Source organism: Bacillus canaveralius (assembly GCF_002860125.1).
Taxonomy (GTDB): Bacteria; Bacillota; Bacilli; order Bacillales; family Cytobacillaceae; genus Bacillus_BJ; species Bacillus_BJ canaveralius.
In genome coordinates, this window is record NZ_PGVA01000004.1 from 104,670 (window position 1) to 121,068 (window position 16,399).

Annotated in this window: 18 protein-coding genes and 1 tRNA gene; 14 read left to right on the forward strand and 5 right to left on the reverse strand. The window is 41.9% G+C overall.

From position 1 onward, the window contains the following. Positions 1-425 precede the first annotated feature (425 nt). The 6 genes from CU635_RS02645 to CU635_RS02670 all read left to right on the forward strand — a co-directional run bounded on the left by CU635_RS02645 (position 426) and on the right by CU635_RS02670 (position 8,259). Positions 426-1,829: a spore germination protein gene (locus tag CU635_RS02645; protein ID WP_373270853.1), complete on the forward strand. Its 1,404-nt coding sequence runs from the start codon at positions 426-428 to the stop codon at positions 1,827-1,829. A 100-nt stretch (positions 1,830-1,929) separates the two neighbouring features. Next, complete coding sequence (locus tag CU635_RS02650) at positions 1,930-2,901, forward strand: ROK family glucokinase (RefSeq protein ID WP_101575617.1); 972 nt, start codon at positions 1,930-1,932, stop codon at positions 2,899-2,901. A gap of 358 nt (positions 2,902-3,259) precedes the next feature. After that, positions 3,260-5,155, forward strand: a complete 1,896-nt coding sequence (locus tag CU635_RS02655; RefSeq protein WP_101575618.1) for an LTA synthase family protein — start codon at positions 3,260-3,262, stop codon at positions 5,153-5,155. Positions 5,156-5,333: 178 nt separating this feature from the next. Next, positions 5,334-6,518: a M14 family metallopeptidase gene (locus CU635_RS02660; protein WP_101575619.1), complete on the forward strand. Its 1,185-nt coding sequence runs from the start codon at positions 5,334-5,336 to the stop codon at positions 6,516-6,518. A 197-nt stretch (positions 6,519-6,715) separates the two neighbouring features. Then, a complete protein-coding gene (locus CU635_RS02665) occupies positions 6,716-7,876 on the forward strand; it encodes a YqgU-like beta propeller domain-containing protein (protein WP_101575620.1) in 1,161 nt (386 codons plus the stop codon). A gap of 56 nt (positions 7,877-7,932) precedes the next feature. After that, positions 7,933-8,259, forward strand: a complete 327-nt coding sequence (locus CU635_RS02670) for an MTH1187 family thiamine-binding protein (RefSeq protein WP_101575621.1) — start codon at positions 7,933-7,935, stop codon at positions 8,257-8,259. A gap of 57 nt (positions 8,260-8,316) precedes the next feature. On the opposite strand, the gene CU635_RS02675 is transcribed toward CU635_RS02670, so the two are convergent. Together CU635_RS02675 and CU635_RS02680 are read right to left on the reverse strand one after the other, a co-directional pair. Further along, positions 8,317-8,490: a DUF2759 domain-containing protein gene (locus tag CU635_RS02675; protein WP_101575622.1), complete on the reverse strand. Its 174-nt coding sequence runs from the start codon at positions 8,488-8,490 to the stop codon at positions 8,317-8,319. A gap of 97 nt (positions 8,491-8,587) precedes the next feature. Then, complete coding sequence (locus CU635_RS02680) at positions 8,588-9,082, reverse strand: hypothetical protein (RefSeq protein ID WP_101575623.1); 495 nt, start codon at positions 9,080-9,082, stop codon at positions 8,588-8,590. Positions 9,083-9,156: 74 nt separating this feature from the next. On the opposite strand from CU635_RS02680, the gene CU635_RS02685 reads away from it, so the two are divergent. Together CU635_RS02685 and CU635_RS02690 are read left to right on the forward strand one after the other, a co-directional pair. After that, positions 9,157-9,789, forward strand: coding sequence for an MBL fold metallo-hydrolase (locus CU635_RS02685; RefSeq protein ID WP_101575624.1), 633 nt, complete (start codon positions 9,157-9,159; stop codon positions 9,787-9,789). A 156-nt stretch (positions 9,790-9,945) separates the two neighbouring features. Next, positions 9,946-11,046: a class I SAM-dependent methyltransferase gene (locus tag CU635_RS02690; protein WP_101575625.1), complete on the forward strand. Its 1,101-nt coding sequence runs from the start codon at positions 9,946-9,948 to the stop codon at positions 11,044-11,046. An 86-nt stretch (positions 11,047-11,132) separates the two neighbouring features. Here the strand turns inward: CU635_RS02690 and CU635_RS02695 are convergent, their stop codons facing one another. From CU635_RS02695 to CU635_RS02705, 3 genes are all read right to left on the reverse strand, one after another. After that, positions 11,133-11,378: a DUF2626 domain-containing protein gene (locus tag CU635_RS02695; protein ID WP_101575626.1), complete on the reverse strand. Its 246-nt coding sequence runs from the start codon at positions 11,376-11,378 to the stop codon at positions 11,133-11,135. 83 nt (positions 11,379-11,461) lie between these two features. Further along, on the reverse strand, positions 11,462-12,163 hold the full coding sequence (locus CU635_RS02700) for a helix-turn-helix transcriptional regulator (protein WP_101575627.1): 702 nt from the start codon (positions 12,161-12,163) through the stop codon (positions 11,462-11,464). Positions 12,164-12,568: 405 nt separating this feature from the next. Beyond that, positions 12,569-12,640 (reverse strand) — tRNA-Gln (locus CU635_RS02705). Between the two features lie 174 nt (positions 12,641-12,814). On the opposite strand from CU635_RS02705, the gene comGA reads away from it, so the two are divergent. From comGA to comGF, 6 genes are read left to right on the forward strand one after another with little or no spacing between them, the layout of a single operon-like run. Then, on the forward strand, positions 12,815-13,888 hold the full coding sequence (gene comGA / locus CU635_RS02710; protein ID WP_101575628.1) for a competence type IV pilus ATPase ComGA: 1,074 nt from the start codon (positions 12,815-12,817) through the stop codon (positions 13,886-13,888). Further along, complete coding sequence (gene comGB / locus CU635_RS02715) at positions 13,875-14,906, forward strand: competence type IV pilus assembly protein ComGB (protein ID WP_101575629.1); 1,032 nt, start codon at positions 13,875-13,877, stop codon at positions 14,904-14,906. The genes comGA and comGB overlap by 14 nt, the downstream gene beginning before the upstream one ends. Before the next feature lie 16 nt (positions 14,907-14,922). Next, a complete protein-coding gene (gene comGC, locus CU635_RS02720) occupies positions 14,923-15,225 on the forward strand; it encodes a competence type IV pilus major pilin ComGC (protein ID WP_101575630.1) in 303 nt (100 codons plus the stop codon). Further along, entirely contained in the window at positions 15,225-15,659 is a 435-nt protein-coding gene (comGD, locus tag CU635_RS02725; RefSeq protein WP_101575631.1) for a competence type IV pilus minor pilin ComGD, read from the forward strand. Before comGC ends, comGD begins: the two co-directional genes overlap by 1 nt. Then, a complete protein-coding gene (locus CU635_RS02730; RefSeq protein ID WP_101575632.1) occupies positions 15,646-15,975 on the forward strand; it encodes a hypothetical protein in 330 nt (109 codons plus the stop codon). The genes comGD and CU635_RS02730 overlap by 14 nt, the downstream gene beginning before the upstream one ends. After that, positions 15,917-16,393, forward strand: coding sequence for a competence type IV pilus minor pilin ComGF (gene comGF, locus CU635_RS02735; RefSeq protein ID WP_245917290.1), 477 nt, complete (start codon positions 15,917-15,919; stop codon positions 16,391-16,393). The genes CU635_RS02730 and comGF overlap by 59 nt, the downstream gene beginning before the upstream one ends. Positions 16,394-16,399 lie beyond the last annotated feature (6 nt).

Sequence of the window (16,399 nt, forward strand, 5' to 3'; positions counted from 1 at the left end):
GCTGTTTCAAAAGCAGCCAATAAATGAGATTTATCTTTTGCAATCAAAATCAAAGGCATGGAACTATCAGTTGGATCAATGATAGTTCCATCCTTTTTTGATGCCTAAAAAATAGTTTTATCGGACGAAGCAAAAAGAATAAGGAAGCCGTCATTATTAAAAAAGCAAAAAGCGGAATCTGACCCTTTCTTTTCATAAAAACCACCTCATTTATCTACCGGGTTGATTGGTTGTCCTTTACAAGAAAAATATATGTGAAGCTATCGGAAGAAATGCTGACGCGTATGTTTTTTCTGATACATGTCAAGGATGGAAGTATCAATAAGGAAAACTTTGGATTTGTTGGATACTGTTTTTAGAGGTGAAGTATGGATTTAAGACCAAAAGTACCGGTGAATGAACGAATAGACGAAAATATTGCCTTTATGCGGAAAGAGCTGGGAGTCGGTAAAAGTTTCGACGTGATCCAGATTGATGTTGAATACGCTGAGAGGAAGATGGCGTTTTATCTGATAGACGGACTGGTAAAGGATACAATTCTGCATTTCATCATGGGGCAGCTGGCGAAACTTGAAAAGGAACAGCTTGAAAATGAACCATTGGAACAGCTCCTCAAAAAGTATATTCCCTATATAGAAGTGGAAACGACCGATGATCTTAATTCAGCGGTCGATACCGTTTTGGCGGGACCGACGGCACTGTTGGTCGACGGCGTCGATAAGGTGATCATGATTGACGCCCGTACGTATCCGGTTCGGGGACCTGAGGAACCAGATATTGAAAGAGTGGTCAGGGGTTCAAGAGATGGATTTGTCGAAACAATTGTTTTTAATACCGCATTAACAAGAAGAAGGGTCAGGGACCGCACGCTAAGAATGGAGTACATGCAAATCGGCCGTCGTTCTAAAACAGATACGGCGATCTGCTATATAGAGGATATTGCCGATCCGGACACCGTTAAAAAACTGAAAGCTTCCTTGTCAAAAATCGACACTGATGCATTGCCGATGGCGGAGAAAACGATTGAAGAATTCATAGCGGGACGGCATTGGAATCCATATCCGATGGTCCGTTACACTGAGCGCCCGGATACTGCAGCAGCCCATTTATATGAAGGACATGTAATCCTGATAGTTGATGGCTCACCAAGTGTAATTATTACGCCAACTACTTTCTGGCATCATCTCCAGCATGCCGAGGAGTATCGAAATAAACCGCTGATTGGAGCCTATTTAAGATTGGTCCGCTTTATAGCTGTATGGGCTTCAATCTTTCTGTTGCCTCTCTGGTACCTGTTCGCTGCAAATCCGGAGTTGCTGCCTGAAAATCTCTCTTTTATAGGTCCGAATGAAGAGGGCCAGGTTCCGCTCCTGTTACAATTTTTACTCGCTGAAGTGGGAATCGATTTGCTGCGAATGGCGGCGATTCATACACCATCATCATTGGCGACCGCTCTGGGACTGGTAGCAGCGCTAATGATCGGTGAAGTTGCGATTGAAGTCGGGCTATTTATAAACGAAGTGATCCTTTATCTCGCTATTGTTGCAATCGGTACATTCGCGACCCCAAGCTATGAGATGGGCCTTGCAAACCGCATTGTCCGCATTATCCTCATGCTGGCAACAGCTATGTTTGGTGCTTACGGATTTGCAATTGGTGCTACACTCTTCATTATTATCCTGGCGCGATTGCAATCGTTTGGGGTTCCATATTTATGGCCATTCATTCCATTCAACGCACGGGCATTTCGTGAAGTACTGGTCCGTGCACCTATTCCTTTGAAAGACAGGCGGCCGCGCATGTTGCATCCAAAAGACCCTGACCGGTAACCGGTTTGGTCCAGTTACGTAAAAATTTTGCCATTAAAAAGTCTTCTTATTGAAGAGAAAATGATAAACGAAAAAATCGCTAAAAGAAAAGGTGAAGAGGATGTCAGAAAAATGGATCGCGGGTGTTGACCTGGGTGGAACTACCACTAAACTTGCTTTTATCAATCTTTACGGTGAAATTATACATAAATGGGAAATTTCAACCGACATCGCAAATGGCGGGAAAAATATAACGACAAATATCGCAAAAGCGATTGATCAGAAACTGGTTGAGCTTGACCAGCCGAAAGAAAAGCTTCTCGGCATTGGGATGGGCGCTCCAGGCCCGGTCAATTTAACAACCGGCGTCATCTATGAGGCGGTTAATCTCGGTTGGAAAAACGAATATCCGTTAAAGGATTTACTTGAAGTGGAAACTTCCCTTCCTGCAGTCATAGATAATGATGCAAACTGTGCAGCACTGGGGGAAATGTGGAAAGGGGCCGGGAACGGGGCGAAGGATCTCGTGTGCGTCACTCTTGGTACCGGTGTTGGCGGCGGCGTGATTGCAAATGGTGACATCGTCCAGGGCGTTAACGGGGCAGCAGGAGAAATTGGCCATATTACGTCCGTTATCACCGGAGGAGCTCCTTGTAACTGTGGAAAAACAGGATGCCTCGAGACCGTAGCATCCGCGACAGGAATTGTCCGGCTTGCTTCTGAAAAGCTTAAAGGCGCAGAAGACAAGGGCGAGCTTGTTGATATCTTTACCCGCAATGGGGAGATTACGGCAAAAGATGTTTTTGAGGCAGCCACTAAACAGGATCCGCTTGCTGAAGAAGTTGTCGCCGAGGTTGCTTTTCATCTCGGACTAGTGTTAGCCAGCATTGCCAATACATTGAACCCGGAAAAGATCGTGCTTGGCGGCGGTGTTTCAAAGGCCGGAGACATTTTGCTCAATTCCGTCCAGAAGCACTTTGTAAACCATGCCTTTCCCCGGATCGCTAAATCAACGCAATTAGCCCTCGCAACGTTGGGAAATGACGCCGGGGTTATCGGGGCCGCCTGGCTTGTCAAAAATAAAATCGATTAATATTCGCGTCTTATTGTAGAAGAGCTCGGGAATTTTGGCTGGATAGTCCAAAGTTCCTTTTTTTCATCCAAACCACAGGTAAGACACGCGTCAGGCAGACTGCAGACAGCCGTGAATAAAGTTTCAATTTTCTGAAATTGGACAAACGTGAAACTTTTTTGTGTTTCAAACGTCTAATGATTTGGGTATGAAAAGAGAGCTTAATATATAATTCTATAATATTAGTTTAAAATGGCATTTGATTTTTTGTAAAAAAAGTATTAAGATTATGTTTGGTTACTTCACAGTAAATCCTTATTTTGTAAAAACAAATGTAACATTCCATATCTGTGCATGTAACAGGGAGGGTTAAAACAGAATGCGAAAATTTAACTGGTCAAAGATATCGTTGATTGCGATTGCGACGGTGCTGCTTTGGCTTAAAACCTATATCGTCTATAAAACTAGCTTTGATATTAAAATTGAAAACTGGAAGCAGGAGTTTATCTTATTTATCAATCCGCTAAGCTTCCTGTTATTTATTTTCGGAATCAGCTTATTTATGAAGGAAAAGAACAGAAACCGCTACATCTTAATTTCCAGCTTTTTCATTTCGTTTGTGTTGTTTGCCAACGTAGTATTTTACCGTTTCTTTAATGACTTTTTAACGGTCCCTGTACTGTTCCAAACAAGCAATATGAGCGATTTGGGAAGCAGTGTCAATGAATTGCTTTATGTAAGTGATTTACTTTATTTTGCAGACTTTGTTATTTTGGCTCTGCTCATTAAATTTAAGCCGAAATTCATCATGGTTAAGGAATATTCAAAGGTGAACCGCCGCGTGTTTTTTCTTGTCTCGATTGCGATAGCCTTTTTTAATCTGGGCCTTGCCGAAACGGAACGGCCACAGCTGCTGACACGAACCTTTGACCGTGAAATTCTTGTCAAAAATATCGGTACTTACAATTACCATCTTTATGACATGTTTTTGCAATCGAAATCGTCTGCACAGCGTGCTCTTGCTGACGGCAGTGAATTAGTCGACATCGACAATTATGTCCATGCCAACTATAAGGAGCCTAAAGATGACATGTTCGGGATTGCGAAAGGCAAAAATGTAATTGCAATCTCAATGGAATCGATGCAAAACTTTGTGATCAACGAAACGGTAAATGGAGAAGAGATTACACCGTTTCTCAATGATTTTATCGGAGAGAGCTATTACTTCGATAATTTTTATCACCAAACGGCCCAGGGGAAAACGTCAGATTCAGAGTTTCTTTTGGATAACTCCCTTTATCCGTTAAGCCGTGGTGCAGTTTTCTTTACACATTCCGGAAACGAGTTTACGGCCACACCGGAAATTCTCGGCAATAACGGCTATTATACGGCCACACTGCACGCAAACAATAAAAGCTTCTGGAATCGGGACATTATGTATGATTCCCTTGGCTATGACCGTTTTTATTCAATGATCGATTATGACATCAGAGAGGAAAACTCTGTCGGCTGGGGCTTGAAGGATATTGATTTCCTTGAGCAGTCTGTCCAGCATTTAAAGGATATGCCGAAGCCGTTCTATTCAAAATTCATCACACTGACGAACCATCACCCTTTCGAATTGGGGGAAGAAGATAAATTTATTCAGCCTTATACGTCAGGTAATAATACGGTAGACAATTATTTCCCTACAGTCCGTTATACGGATGAAGCGATTAAGAACTTCGTCCAGAAATTAAAGGATGATGGGCTCTATGAAGATTCAGTTATTATCCTTTATGGCGACCACTATGGAATTTCTGAAAACCATAATAAGGCGATGACCGAATTTTTAGGAACAGAGGTCACACCGTTTGTCAGCACCCAATTGCAGCGTGTTCCTTTAATCATCCATATTCCTGGTCAAGAAGGAAAAACGATCTCGACTGTATCAGGTCAAATCGACTTGAAGCCAACAATTCTGCACCTTCTCGGCATTGATACGAAAAAGGATATTCAGTTTGGGGCAGATTTGTTCTCGGCAGACCGGATGGAATTCACTGTACTGCGTGATGGCAGCTTTATCACGAAAGACCATGTATACACTCGGGAAACTTGCTATGACAAGAGTACTGGCGAGCCGGCAGCAGACCAAAATGCGTGTGAGCCTTACATGGAAAAAGCGAAGAACGAACTTGAATACTCTGATAAAATTATTTACGGTGACTTGCTTCGCTTCTATGAGAATGAGAATTATCGAAGTGAAGATAGTGGATTGAAAGAAAACAACGAATAAAATCGAGGCCTGTATCTTATTAATCGGATGCAGGCCCTTTTTCTGCAGAAAAATCTGGCTGCTATCCATTTAGAGGCTCAGGTAAGTTGCTTCAATGTTGAGAAATCCCGGCCATCGGCAGTCATTTTAAAAGCCTTTCGATCATAAATTATGGTGTAATGGAAGGGGTGAAAAAACAGTGAAAGTTCGCGTCCGCGCGGGGGATTCCCTCTGGTATTATAGCCAGCTATTTCGCATGCCGCTGAACTTGATTGTCGATTCAAATAACCTGGCTACAGCAACCTCTTTACAAATTGGGCAGGAAATCAATATTCCCGGGTTTACTGCAGTCACATATTCAGTAAGAAGAGGGGACACTTTCTGGCGATTGGCAGCTGCGAGGAATTTGTCAGTAGATGCTTTGCTCCTTTTAAACCAAACTGTAAATCCAAATGTTCTTACGATTGGGCAGACGGTCTTTTTGCCGAGAAGGTTAACTGAGCCAATTGTGTTCGGGAAGAAACCATACGACTTTAATACATTAGCCACGGACATAGAAAAATTGCTGAATGTTTATCCGTTTATGATCATAAATACGATCGGTTCAAGCGTATTGGGAAAGCCGATCCAGGAAATTAGACTTGGCCGCGGCAGGCGTAAAGTCCATATAAATGCCTCCTTTCATGCTAATGAATGGATTACAACCGCTATATTAATGAGTTTTCTAAACACCTATCTGCTGTCTTTAACGAATATGAATCCGGTCCAAGGCGTTACTACCATGAACTTGTACAACAGTGTTGATCTGTCCATCGTACCAATGGTCAATCCTGACGGTGTTGATCTGGTCGTAACAGGGCCCCCTGAGGAAGTGCGGGCAAGAGTGATCGAAATAAACAGGGGGAGCACGGACTTTACTGGCTGGAAAGCAAATCTTCGCGGTGTTGATTTAAATAATCAATTCCCGGCAAACTGGGAAATCGAAAAAACACGAAAACCGAAATCACCGGCGCCGAGAGATTATCCCGGGGTTGCCCCGTTAACTGAACCGGAAGCGGTTGTGATGGCAGAACTCGCCAGAACCAGATCTTTTGATCGTCTGCTTGCTTTTCATACACAAGGGAAGGAATTTTATTGGGGATATGAAGGGCTCGAACCTCTGGAGTCTGGGATAATCGCAAATGAATTCGCGAGGGTAAGCGGTTACAGAAAAGTTCAATATGTCGACAGCCATGCTGGCTATAAAGACTGGTTTATTCAGGATTTTCGCCGGCCTGGATTTACGATTGAGCTTGGTAAAGGGATAAACCCGCTGCCATTATCCCATTTTGACGAAATCTATACAGACGCGCTCGGTATATTTCTGGCGGCCCTGTATATGTGAAAATCCACTATTATTTCCAGAAATAGCTTGTATTTTTCGCCTATTATCATTAACATAATTGTGAAAGCGGTCTATGATCATGAAACGATCTAGGAAAAAGCCGATAGCCGGCTTTTTTTCTTTTAACATTTTTCAAAATCTGTAACATTCACGGTTCTGTAACGTACTGATTACTAACTGATAAAGGCGGTGTGGGAATGGGGAAAAGGAAGACAACGAGAAAAAAATATTATAATTTTATTTTTTTGTTTTGCATCATCATTTTCACAACGATATTATCTTCCTGTTCACAGGAAAAAGAATCAGAACCCCATTCGGATATAGAGGAAAAGGATATCGGCAAAAACCCTCCAGCCCCAACCTTTTGGGATGAACAAGCGATTACTCCTATTAAAATACCCGACGGCGCCTTCAATAGAGTCAATGGATGGATTGATAATGAAACGGTGCTGTTTACAACAAATCTTAGCCAGGGATCCAACGTCTTTACATATAATTTAAGATCAGGTGAGAGCAGCCTGCTATATGAAAGCCGGAGCCCGATTGTTGATGTCCACATTAGTCCATCAAAGCGTCAGTTCCTGATTCATTCAGCACCTTCAACATATGCAGGAGTCATCACTGTCCTCGATCGTTCTGGAAAAGAAACGTTTTCCAAGCAGATAGAATCATTTGAGCTTGCCCTTGAATGGAATCCATATGATGAAAATGCTATTCTTGTATCGTCTTTCGCCGAGGACTGGACCTACAGTACTTATTTATTAAATGTCTCAGGCGGCGAGCTAACAAAGGTGAATTTGCCGGAACCGTTTGCTCATTGGCTGAACAAGAAAGAGCTTGTGTTTCTGGACTGGGATGAAAATAATCCCGGACTGCTTGCTCCACTTGTTAAAAAAGAAATCGACAAACCCGGGGAGACCGCTTTATTTGAAAATATCATAGAAGTTTCGACATTCAAGAATTTGTTAATCACGGTATCAGTAAACAGGGAGAAGCCGGATCAGGCCATTTATACCTTTTTATCAAATGATTTAAAGAAAGTAGCCTCCATCAGTTTTCCACACTTATCAACGTTTTCAGGCTGGCTTGTCCCCCATTTTGACTTTATGGAGACAGCACGGCGCTTTATTACATTCCGACCGCTCTCAAGTGGTGAAGCGGACAATTATGCAAGCGGATTTCAGCTCGTTTCCCATGATCTGAAAAGCGGAGATGAAACCATTTATTTTCAGGGGATGGATAATGAGCCTATCAGTTGTTCCCCGGACGGGATGATGTGTCTTGTCGGCTACCAGCTGGAAAAGCTGCTTATTTTGAACGCAAAGAAGGTCATTCCGTTAACCAAAACCGACGTTTGACTTGAGATTTTTTCTCTCTTATGAAAAGATGAGTAAAAAGCAGTGAGGTGATCAAATTGGCAATTGCAGATGTAACCGTTATCCCGATCGGAACCGATTCTCCCAGTGTCAGTGAGTATGTTGCAGACATTCAAAAGGTATTACAAAGATATGAAACAACAGGGAAAATCAGATACCAGCTGACCCCAATGAATACGATTATTGAGGGGGAACTTGCTGATTTATTTGAAGTGATTCAGGCGATGCACGAAGCCCCCTTTGCGAAAGGGCTTGCCCGGGTAGCCACAAATATTCGCATTGATGATAGACGGGATATAGAAAGACGCATGGAAGAGAAGGTAAAAAGAGTCGAGGCCCTGCTCGAAAGTGAAGGGAATTTCTAACTATATAAAAAAGGATTGCCTGTAATAAACGGGCAATCCTTTTTATAAAGCTTTTGCTTAGTGCGCAGTTGGAAAACCATGGTGGATGACCGTCATAATCGAAAACCAGCCAAATACAACGAACGTTCCAAGCGCGAAAAATAATCCGAGCAGATTTTTGTTCTTAAGAGAAGTGTAGCTGGCGTAACCTGCCAGGAGTGTAACTAAAGCAAAAATAATAACAAGTCCCATAATAAAACCTCCTTCACTTTAAAGCCGCGGTAAGCCTTTTTTCGTTCAGGTTTCAATTACCTGTATGTAACGGTTTTTTTATACATTCGTATTTATTTTATAATTTTTCAATGGGTTTGTCGAGATCTAAAAATGACACTTCTATGTTATACGCTTTTGCAATTCTGCCGATCAATTCCTGGTCATGCAAAGTAATAAAAAACAGTTCAACGTCATTTGTTTTTGTTCTGGCAACTAGGTGTTCTTCCATCTGCAGTTGGGCCATTTCTATTGCTATTTTATCACCATTGATAATCAGGAAACAGCTTACCATGCTTTTAAATAAGTAATGATTTTGTTTCTTGCTGACAAAGCCATAATCGGGAAAGACATCCTCGGTCGTTGCGTTTGTCAGCAGAATGAGCATATGGACATCTTCATAAAGCTCACCTTCAATCAGAAGGTTTTTGGCAAGAGTACATGCATCAGTTGACCGATAAATAAATATTGAGTCATGCTCATCCGCCGGGCTTGTTTCAAGCCGCACCAGCTCAATAAATTCAGGGACGTGTCCAATAAGATGATTTGCTTCAACACCATAATGAATAATCATGCCGATCTCCTTCCTCCTTATTTTCAGATAGTGTAAAATAATATTAGCATAAACAGCAAATGGAGGGTTTAATTGTGAAATGGATTCAAATACCGCTTGGCCCGCTGCAAACGAATTGCTACATCATTTATACTGACCGTAAATCATGTTTAATCATTGACCCTGGTGAAGAAGCCGGGAAGCTGTTCAGCGCAATTGAGGCGGAAGAATTGAAGCCTCAGGCTGTTTTGCTAACACATGCCCACTTTGATCATATTGGTGCCGTAGATGCGGTTAGAGAAATGTTTGATATTCCCGTCTATGTTCATGAAAAAGAAGCGAACTGGCTTGGCGATCCGACTTTAAATGGCTCTGAGTTTTTTATGGCTGGAAAAATCCGTGCAAAAGCGGCAGACCATTTTCTTGCTGCAGCAAATGAACGAACGATCGGTGATTTTAATTTTCAGGTGTTCGAGACACCCGGTCATTCACCTGGAAGTATTTCCATTTATTTTAAGGAAGCAGACTTCGTTGCAGCAGGAGATGCCTTATTTAATGGCAGCATCGGCCGCACTGACCTCCCCGGAGGAAATCATGATCAGCTCATTAAAAGCATTCATGACCACTTGTTAACATTGCCTGAAGAAACCGCAGTCCTGCCAGGCCATGGGCCGACAACGACAATTGGCGCTGAAATGGACGGAAACCCGTTTCTTAACGGGTTTTAAGACTAGACAAAGAAAACCCCTTCTCAAAGAAGAGAAGGGGTTTTCTGGGGGATGTTCTATTCATAATGGGAGGGGATAAGTTTAAGCTACTAATCTTACAATATAATAAAGATAACACTATGTCAATGGTGAAAACATAATAAAGGAGTAATGATGTTGTTAAATTATCTAAAAAATATGATTTTTTCAACTTCTTCAAAAATGATTACATATGCTGACTATATTTCAACAGCATTGTACCATCCGGAACTCGGCTACTATATGAAAGAAGGAAAAAAAATCGGTACGGGCGGAGATTTTATCACCTCGAGCAATATATCCGACGTGTACGGAAGGGCAGTGGCGAAATGGTACAGTGAGATTGTAAAGGAGATTAACTTGCCAGCGAAGGTTTGTGAACTTGGAGCAGGGAATGGAAGATTTGCCACAGCATTCATCGATGAGTGGAAGAAGTTGACTGACACACCACTCACTTATTTTATTGTGGAAACCAGCCCATATCATCGAAGCATCCAGCAGGAACTAATTGAGCTTGGGCCGGTTTGTCAGCAAATCAGCGCTCTTGACGAAATAGAGCCATTCTCTGGAATGATTTTTTCAAATGAGTTATACGATGCATTGCCAGTGCATGTAATCGAAAAAAAAGACGGCAAATTTTCCGAAATCATGGTTGCGGAATCAACCGGAAAGCTAATTGAACTAGCAGTCCCTTTGCAAAATTCACAAATCACAACGTTTCTAAACGAATATGACCTCGAACTTCAGGAAGGCCAGCGAATTGAAATTCCCCTTCAGATGGCGGAAGTCGTTTCAGCAATCGCGAAAACATTGGAAAAAGGTATTGTGGTCACTGTTGATTATGGTTATACAAATGAGGAGTGGGAGGAACCATCAAGGAGAAAAGGCAGCCTGAGGGGTTATTTTCAGCATCAAATGGTCGATAATGTTTTGGAAAGGCCCGGTGAGATGGATATTACAAGCCATGTTCACTTCGATGCGTTGATTAAACAAGGCAATGAGAGGAACCTGAAGTTTATCGCAAAGCTGAGACAGGACGAATTTCTGCTTTCTGCCGGCATATTGGACGTGCTTCGCGACCATTTTGACCCAAACCCATTCTCTGCTACAAGTAAGCGGAACAGGGCGATCCGCAGCCTGATTATGCCTGATGGGATGAGTGCTGCTTTTCATGTAATTGCCCAGGCAAAGGGGCTTGATTTTCCGGAAGAAAGGATTCTAATTGAAAGGCTTTCATAGCGGGCATATGGAATCGTGCGGACGGGTTATGATTTTTTGGCACAAAAAAAGCGCCAAGCTTGCCAGCGCTTTTTTCGTATTCACATTTAATGGCCGCCAGCACCCGGCGTCATCATAAAGGTCGTCCAGTAGGTAAAGCCGGCGAAGAAAATTGTTAAATAGGCACCAAAAACATAAATATACATGCGCTCGGAAAGCTTTAAATAACTTAAAAGTACGAAAAATCCTGTTTGACCAAAGAAAATTAAGGACATCGCATACATGTCACCTAAATAAAACATAACTGCAAATATACCCGTCCAGAATCCTAACACTCTGTACATACGATCCATATGTATCCCTCCTTTACCCTACAAGTCCCATCATTACAATATTATAAAATAAATGCAAGCAAATTGTAAATATCGGATTGTAGTTAGTTGGTGACGAATGCCTGGTAGGTGCATGATTCACAGCCGGAAAGCATGTTTTCTTTTTCCACAAGATCAACGGATTCAAACAAAGATTCAAACATTCCTTTTAAAAATTCGTAATGCATATTGCAGACCGCCTCAGTATGCTCAACGGCAACCTCCTTAAACGGACAGTTAAATATTTGAAAGTAAATTTTTGTTTTGTCCTCGCCAGCTTCCAGTTCTGGATAAAATCCAGCCATCGTTGAAGCACTCTTCAGTATATTTACTTTCTGGTCGAAGCTGAGCTCTTCACTGGAATGGGAGTTTCTTGCTGTTTCCTGTTCAATCAATTCGGTTCCAAATTGCTTCCCTGTCAAATACAGGGCTTTTTTCCCTTCTTCACCGAGGTTAAGCATCGTTTGCAGAGCAATTTTTGAAAGGAGCTGGTAGTCACGGAACGGAAAATGGAGTTGGATCACATCGTCACTTAAACGATATAATCTGCTCGGCCGTCCGCCTTTCCCCGTTTTCTTTGTCTCGGAAACTAGCATATTCACATCTTCAAGCTTTGATAAATGGAGTCTTGCTACATTAGGGTGGATGTCAAATTCGTCGGCAATTTCCTGGACTGTCACTTCTCTGTGCCACTTTGTAATGTATTGATAAATATAATACCTTGTTGGATCGGATAAAACATTTGTAACTCTTAATGTTTGTTCCATCAAAGCTCACCTCAGTCAGATTTTTTTCCCTTAATGGGCGGCAAGTCCGTCATTTTCCCCGAGCACGCATTACCGCCCGTAAAATTTGATTCGCTCCACTACCCATCCGCGGGATGGATAAGCCCCCGAAGCGGAGGTTTAAATTAGTTCCATTATAATACAGCGCTCGTAGCATTGGAATGAGGTTAACACTGTAAACACTATATGTTTAGAAAATGTTCACATTTACAGAGCTAGTTTAGGAGTAAATATTATACATTATTATATAAAAAGTATACATTGTGTATAATAGAGGTTTATTTGCTGGAACTTCGAAGAAAGCGGAAGATGTGATGAGTGAATTAACTATTGATTTGCCTTATTAAACTTTAATTAATACTCCAATTGATAGCCGTATTAATAAAACTGGGCTAGCTGGATTCGAACCAACGCATGACGGAGTCAAAGTCCGTTGCCTTACCGCTTGGCTATAGCCCAATAGAGGGATTTTGCGATTATGGAAAGGTACACAAATCACCATGTTAATTGCGTAATAACTATTATGGAGTTTTTCGAAAAAAAATATACAAAAAAATTGTCGATAAAGAAGGAGAAGTAAATAAGTTTGTCGAATAAAACTAATGATCTAAAAGAAAGGCGGTGTTTAAGGTTGTGAAATCAATCAAACAGCTGGCTGATCGGATTATCAAGGATGCAGTCCAGCATCATGCTTCAGATATTCATATCATTCCCCGGAAAGAAGACACCCTGATCCAGCTCCGCATGGCAAACAAACTGATTCCAAGACAAACTCTCCCCAAAAAAGATTGTGACCGATTAATTGCCCACTTTAAATTCACAGCATTAATGGATATTGGCGAGCGAAGGCGTCCCCAAAGCGGTGCTTATTCATGTTTGATCGACGGCCAAAAAATCGGGCTCCGGCTCTCCACACTCCCTGCCAGCAATCGAGAAAGCCTTGTTATCCGGCTCCTGCCCCAGAACAAACAAATTCCCTTCTATCAAATTTCCTTATTCCCGTGCATGACCCGAAAATTGACCGCTCTATTAAAGCATGCACACGGCCTGATCATCTTCACAGGTCCAACCGGCAGCGGCAAAACGACTACCTTATACTCAATGCTGAACGAATCTTCCCACGTTCTTAACCGCAATATCATTACCCTTGAAGATCCAATTGAAAAGGAAACAGAATCTGTTTTGCAAGTACAAGTCAACGAAAAGGCTGGTATCTCTTATTCAAGTGGATTAAAAGCGGTTCTCCGTCACGATCCCGATATCATTATGGTTGGGGAAATCCGCGACGGCGAAACCGCAAAAATAGCTGTACGAGCGGCGCTTACTGGTCACCTTGTCCTGTCGACCATGCACACGAGAGATTCCAAAGGTGCCATTTACAGGTTGATGGAATTCGGCGTTAATTGGCTAGAAATTGAACAGACGCTTGTCGCTGTTACCGCGCAGCGGCTGGTTGAATTGGCCTGTCCATTTTGCGAAGGAGAATGTCCGCCAATGTGCTATTCCTATAGCAAATGGAAAAGAGCAAGCGTCTTTGAAATGCTGACGGGCAACGATCTTTATGCTGCTTTAAAGGAAGCAAAAGGCGAGACTTCCGAGCCGGCTCCCTACCGGACAATAAAAAAAGAAATTATGAAGGGAATCGCGCTGGGATATGTAGTCGAGTCGGAATATGAGCGCTGGATTTTCGCAAATGAAGAGAAATAGCTGGACTGTCGAAGAGCAAGCCTATTTTTTAAAGCGCACAGGTGAACTTCTTGGGCGCGGTTACCCATTGACTGAAGCCATTGAATCACTTATTTTTTACTTGCCGGAAAAGAAACAAAAACAGATTCAAAACTGCCTCGCTGAGTTAAAGGAAGGTTACCCGCTTTTTCAAATACTGGCCGGGCTTCATTTCCATAAAGATCTTGTTGGTTACGTGTTTTTTGCTGAACAGCATGGTGGCTTGGCCGCGGCTTTTCAGGATGCAAGCGAGATTATGTTGAAAAGAAACAAGGATTTACAACGGCTTCTCAAGCTCCTCTACTATCCGGCAGTGTTAATTTTTATCACGATTGTCTTATTTTTCTTCGTCGAAAATCTGTTGCTTCCAAAGTTTATCACTTTATTTCGCTCGATGAATCTCGAAGAAAACTTTTTCACACAGGTCGTTTATCTGTTTGGAAAGCTCCTTCCGCTTTTTTTGGCTGGGGTGATAATTGTCTCAGCAAGTACATTTCTTTACCACTTTGTCTTTTTCCGAAAGAAAACTCCTCTTGAACAAAAGAAAAAGTTGATTGTTCTTCCCTATGTTGGACCACTATTAAAAATGCTGTATTCCCATTATTTCTCTGTGCAATTGAGTTATTTGCTGTCAGGGGGCCTGTCAATTTTCGAAGCGTTACACCTTTTTGAACAAAATTCACAGCAGCCGTTATATAAGCAGGCAGGCGCAGAAATAAAAAGAAAGCTGATCGGAGGCGAGAGGCTGGAGACAATTTTGGCTTCTTTGCCGATCTTTGAGAAAGAATTGGCAACGATCATTAAACATGGCCAAGAAAATGGGAGGCTTGATAAAGAGCTGTATTTTTATAGTCGCTTCTGCCTGGAAAGACTCGAAGCACTCACGGAAAAAACGTTAAAGATCCTCCAGCCTCTTTTGTACTTGTTAATCGGCTTGCTTATTGTATCTATGTACTTGGCAGTACTGCTTCCGATGTTTCATTTGCTGGATGGTATATAAGAAAGGGGCACTAATAATGAAAAAAGAAGATGGTTTTACATTAATTGAAATGATGATTGTCTTACTTGTCATTTCTGTTTTGCTGGTTATTACGATTCCAAATATTACAAAGCATACTTCGAACATCCAGGATAAAGGCTGTGAAGCATTCATAAAAATGGTTCAGGCACAGGTACAAGCTTATGAAATTGAAAAAAACGCCCTGCCTGAAACAGTAGCTGATCTTGTTGCAGCACAGTATTTGAATAGCAATGAAACATCGTGTCCGAACGGAAAGCCGATCCAGATCGTTGGTGGGACTGTCACGGAGAGCCCTTAATGTTAAGAAACGAAAGCGGATTTACTTTAATAGAATCTTTATTTGTATTATCAATTTTCCTCGTTGTCGCTTCTGTCTTAGTCTTCACAAATAAACCCCACTATGTCAACACACAGAAATCAATATTTTTCTCTGAATTATCAGGTGATCTTTATTTCGCACAGCAATATGCCATTGCCCATCAAGAGGAAGTGTCGGTCAATTTTATCCCCGGCGATAACTATTATTATATTCGCAACCGTGAACAGATCATTCTCAAACGCGATTATCCGAAAGGAATCACTGTGTATGAAGGAACACTTAAATTACGGTTTCAGTTTCAGGCAGATGGCAGCATCGCTAAATTCGGTTCATTTTTTGTTGATATTGCCAGCAATACCTATCGAGTAACGTTTTTAATTGGAAAGGGGCGCTTTTATATTGAAGAAGAGTAATGGCTTCTTTTTGGCTGAGTTGCTGCTGTCACTGTCTGCATGGGTCCTTGCTGCCAGCTTTCTCCTTCCAGCCGCAATGAAATTAGCTTGGCAGTCGAGCACTTTGCAGCAGGAAAACGCAGCACTCCAGCTGCTATATGAAGAGCTGCAAATGCTCGTTACTGATGGAGCCTCTCCTCGCGATTATGAAGTAAGTAAAAACGGAACAAATTTTCACGTTTACCCAAAGATGAATGCAACAGGGACGGAGGTGTGTGTTGAATTTGAAAGCCACTTCAGTAAAAAAATCAGTAAATGTGCTGCTGTTGAGCAATAAAGGATTTACGATGCTCGAAATGCTTTATGCTTTTGCTGTGTTCTTGATCATTGTCTCCTTTGTGCCCTTAAGCTATAAACTTATTTTAAATGATGAATCAATGGGATCCCGCTTGCAAACAATGGAATGGGAAGTATTTGCGAGCCAGGCAAAAAAAGAAATAAGAATGAGCGAACGAATTGAAATACAGGGTGACAAACTGTTAATTGGAAAAGGGGGGAGTATCATTTCATATGAGATATATGGATCAAAGATCAGAAGAAGGGTAGATAATGCAGGTCATGAAATACTGCTGCAAAACGTTGCAACTGTTGAATTTAAAGGATTGCCACAGGGGGTGGTGATTTTGGTTAAGGACATATATGGCCGGGAATATTCTCTTTCGGCCAATTCGTTTATCGGGCTGGAGGTTGGCTGAGTGTCA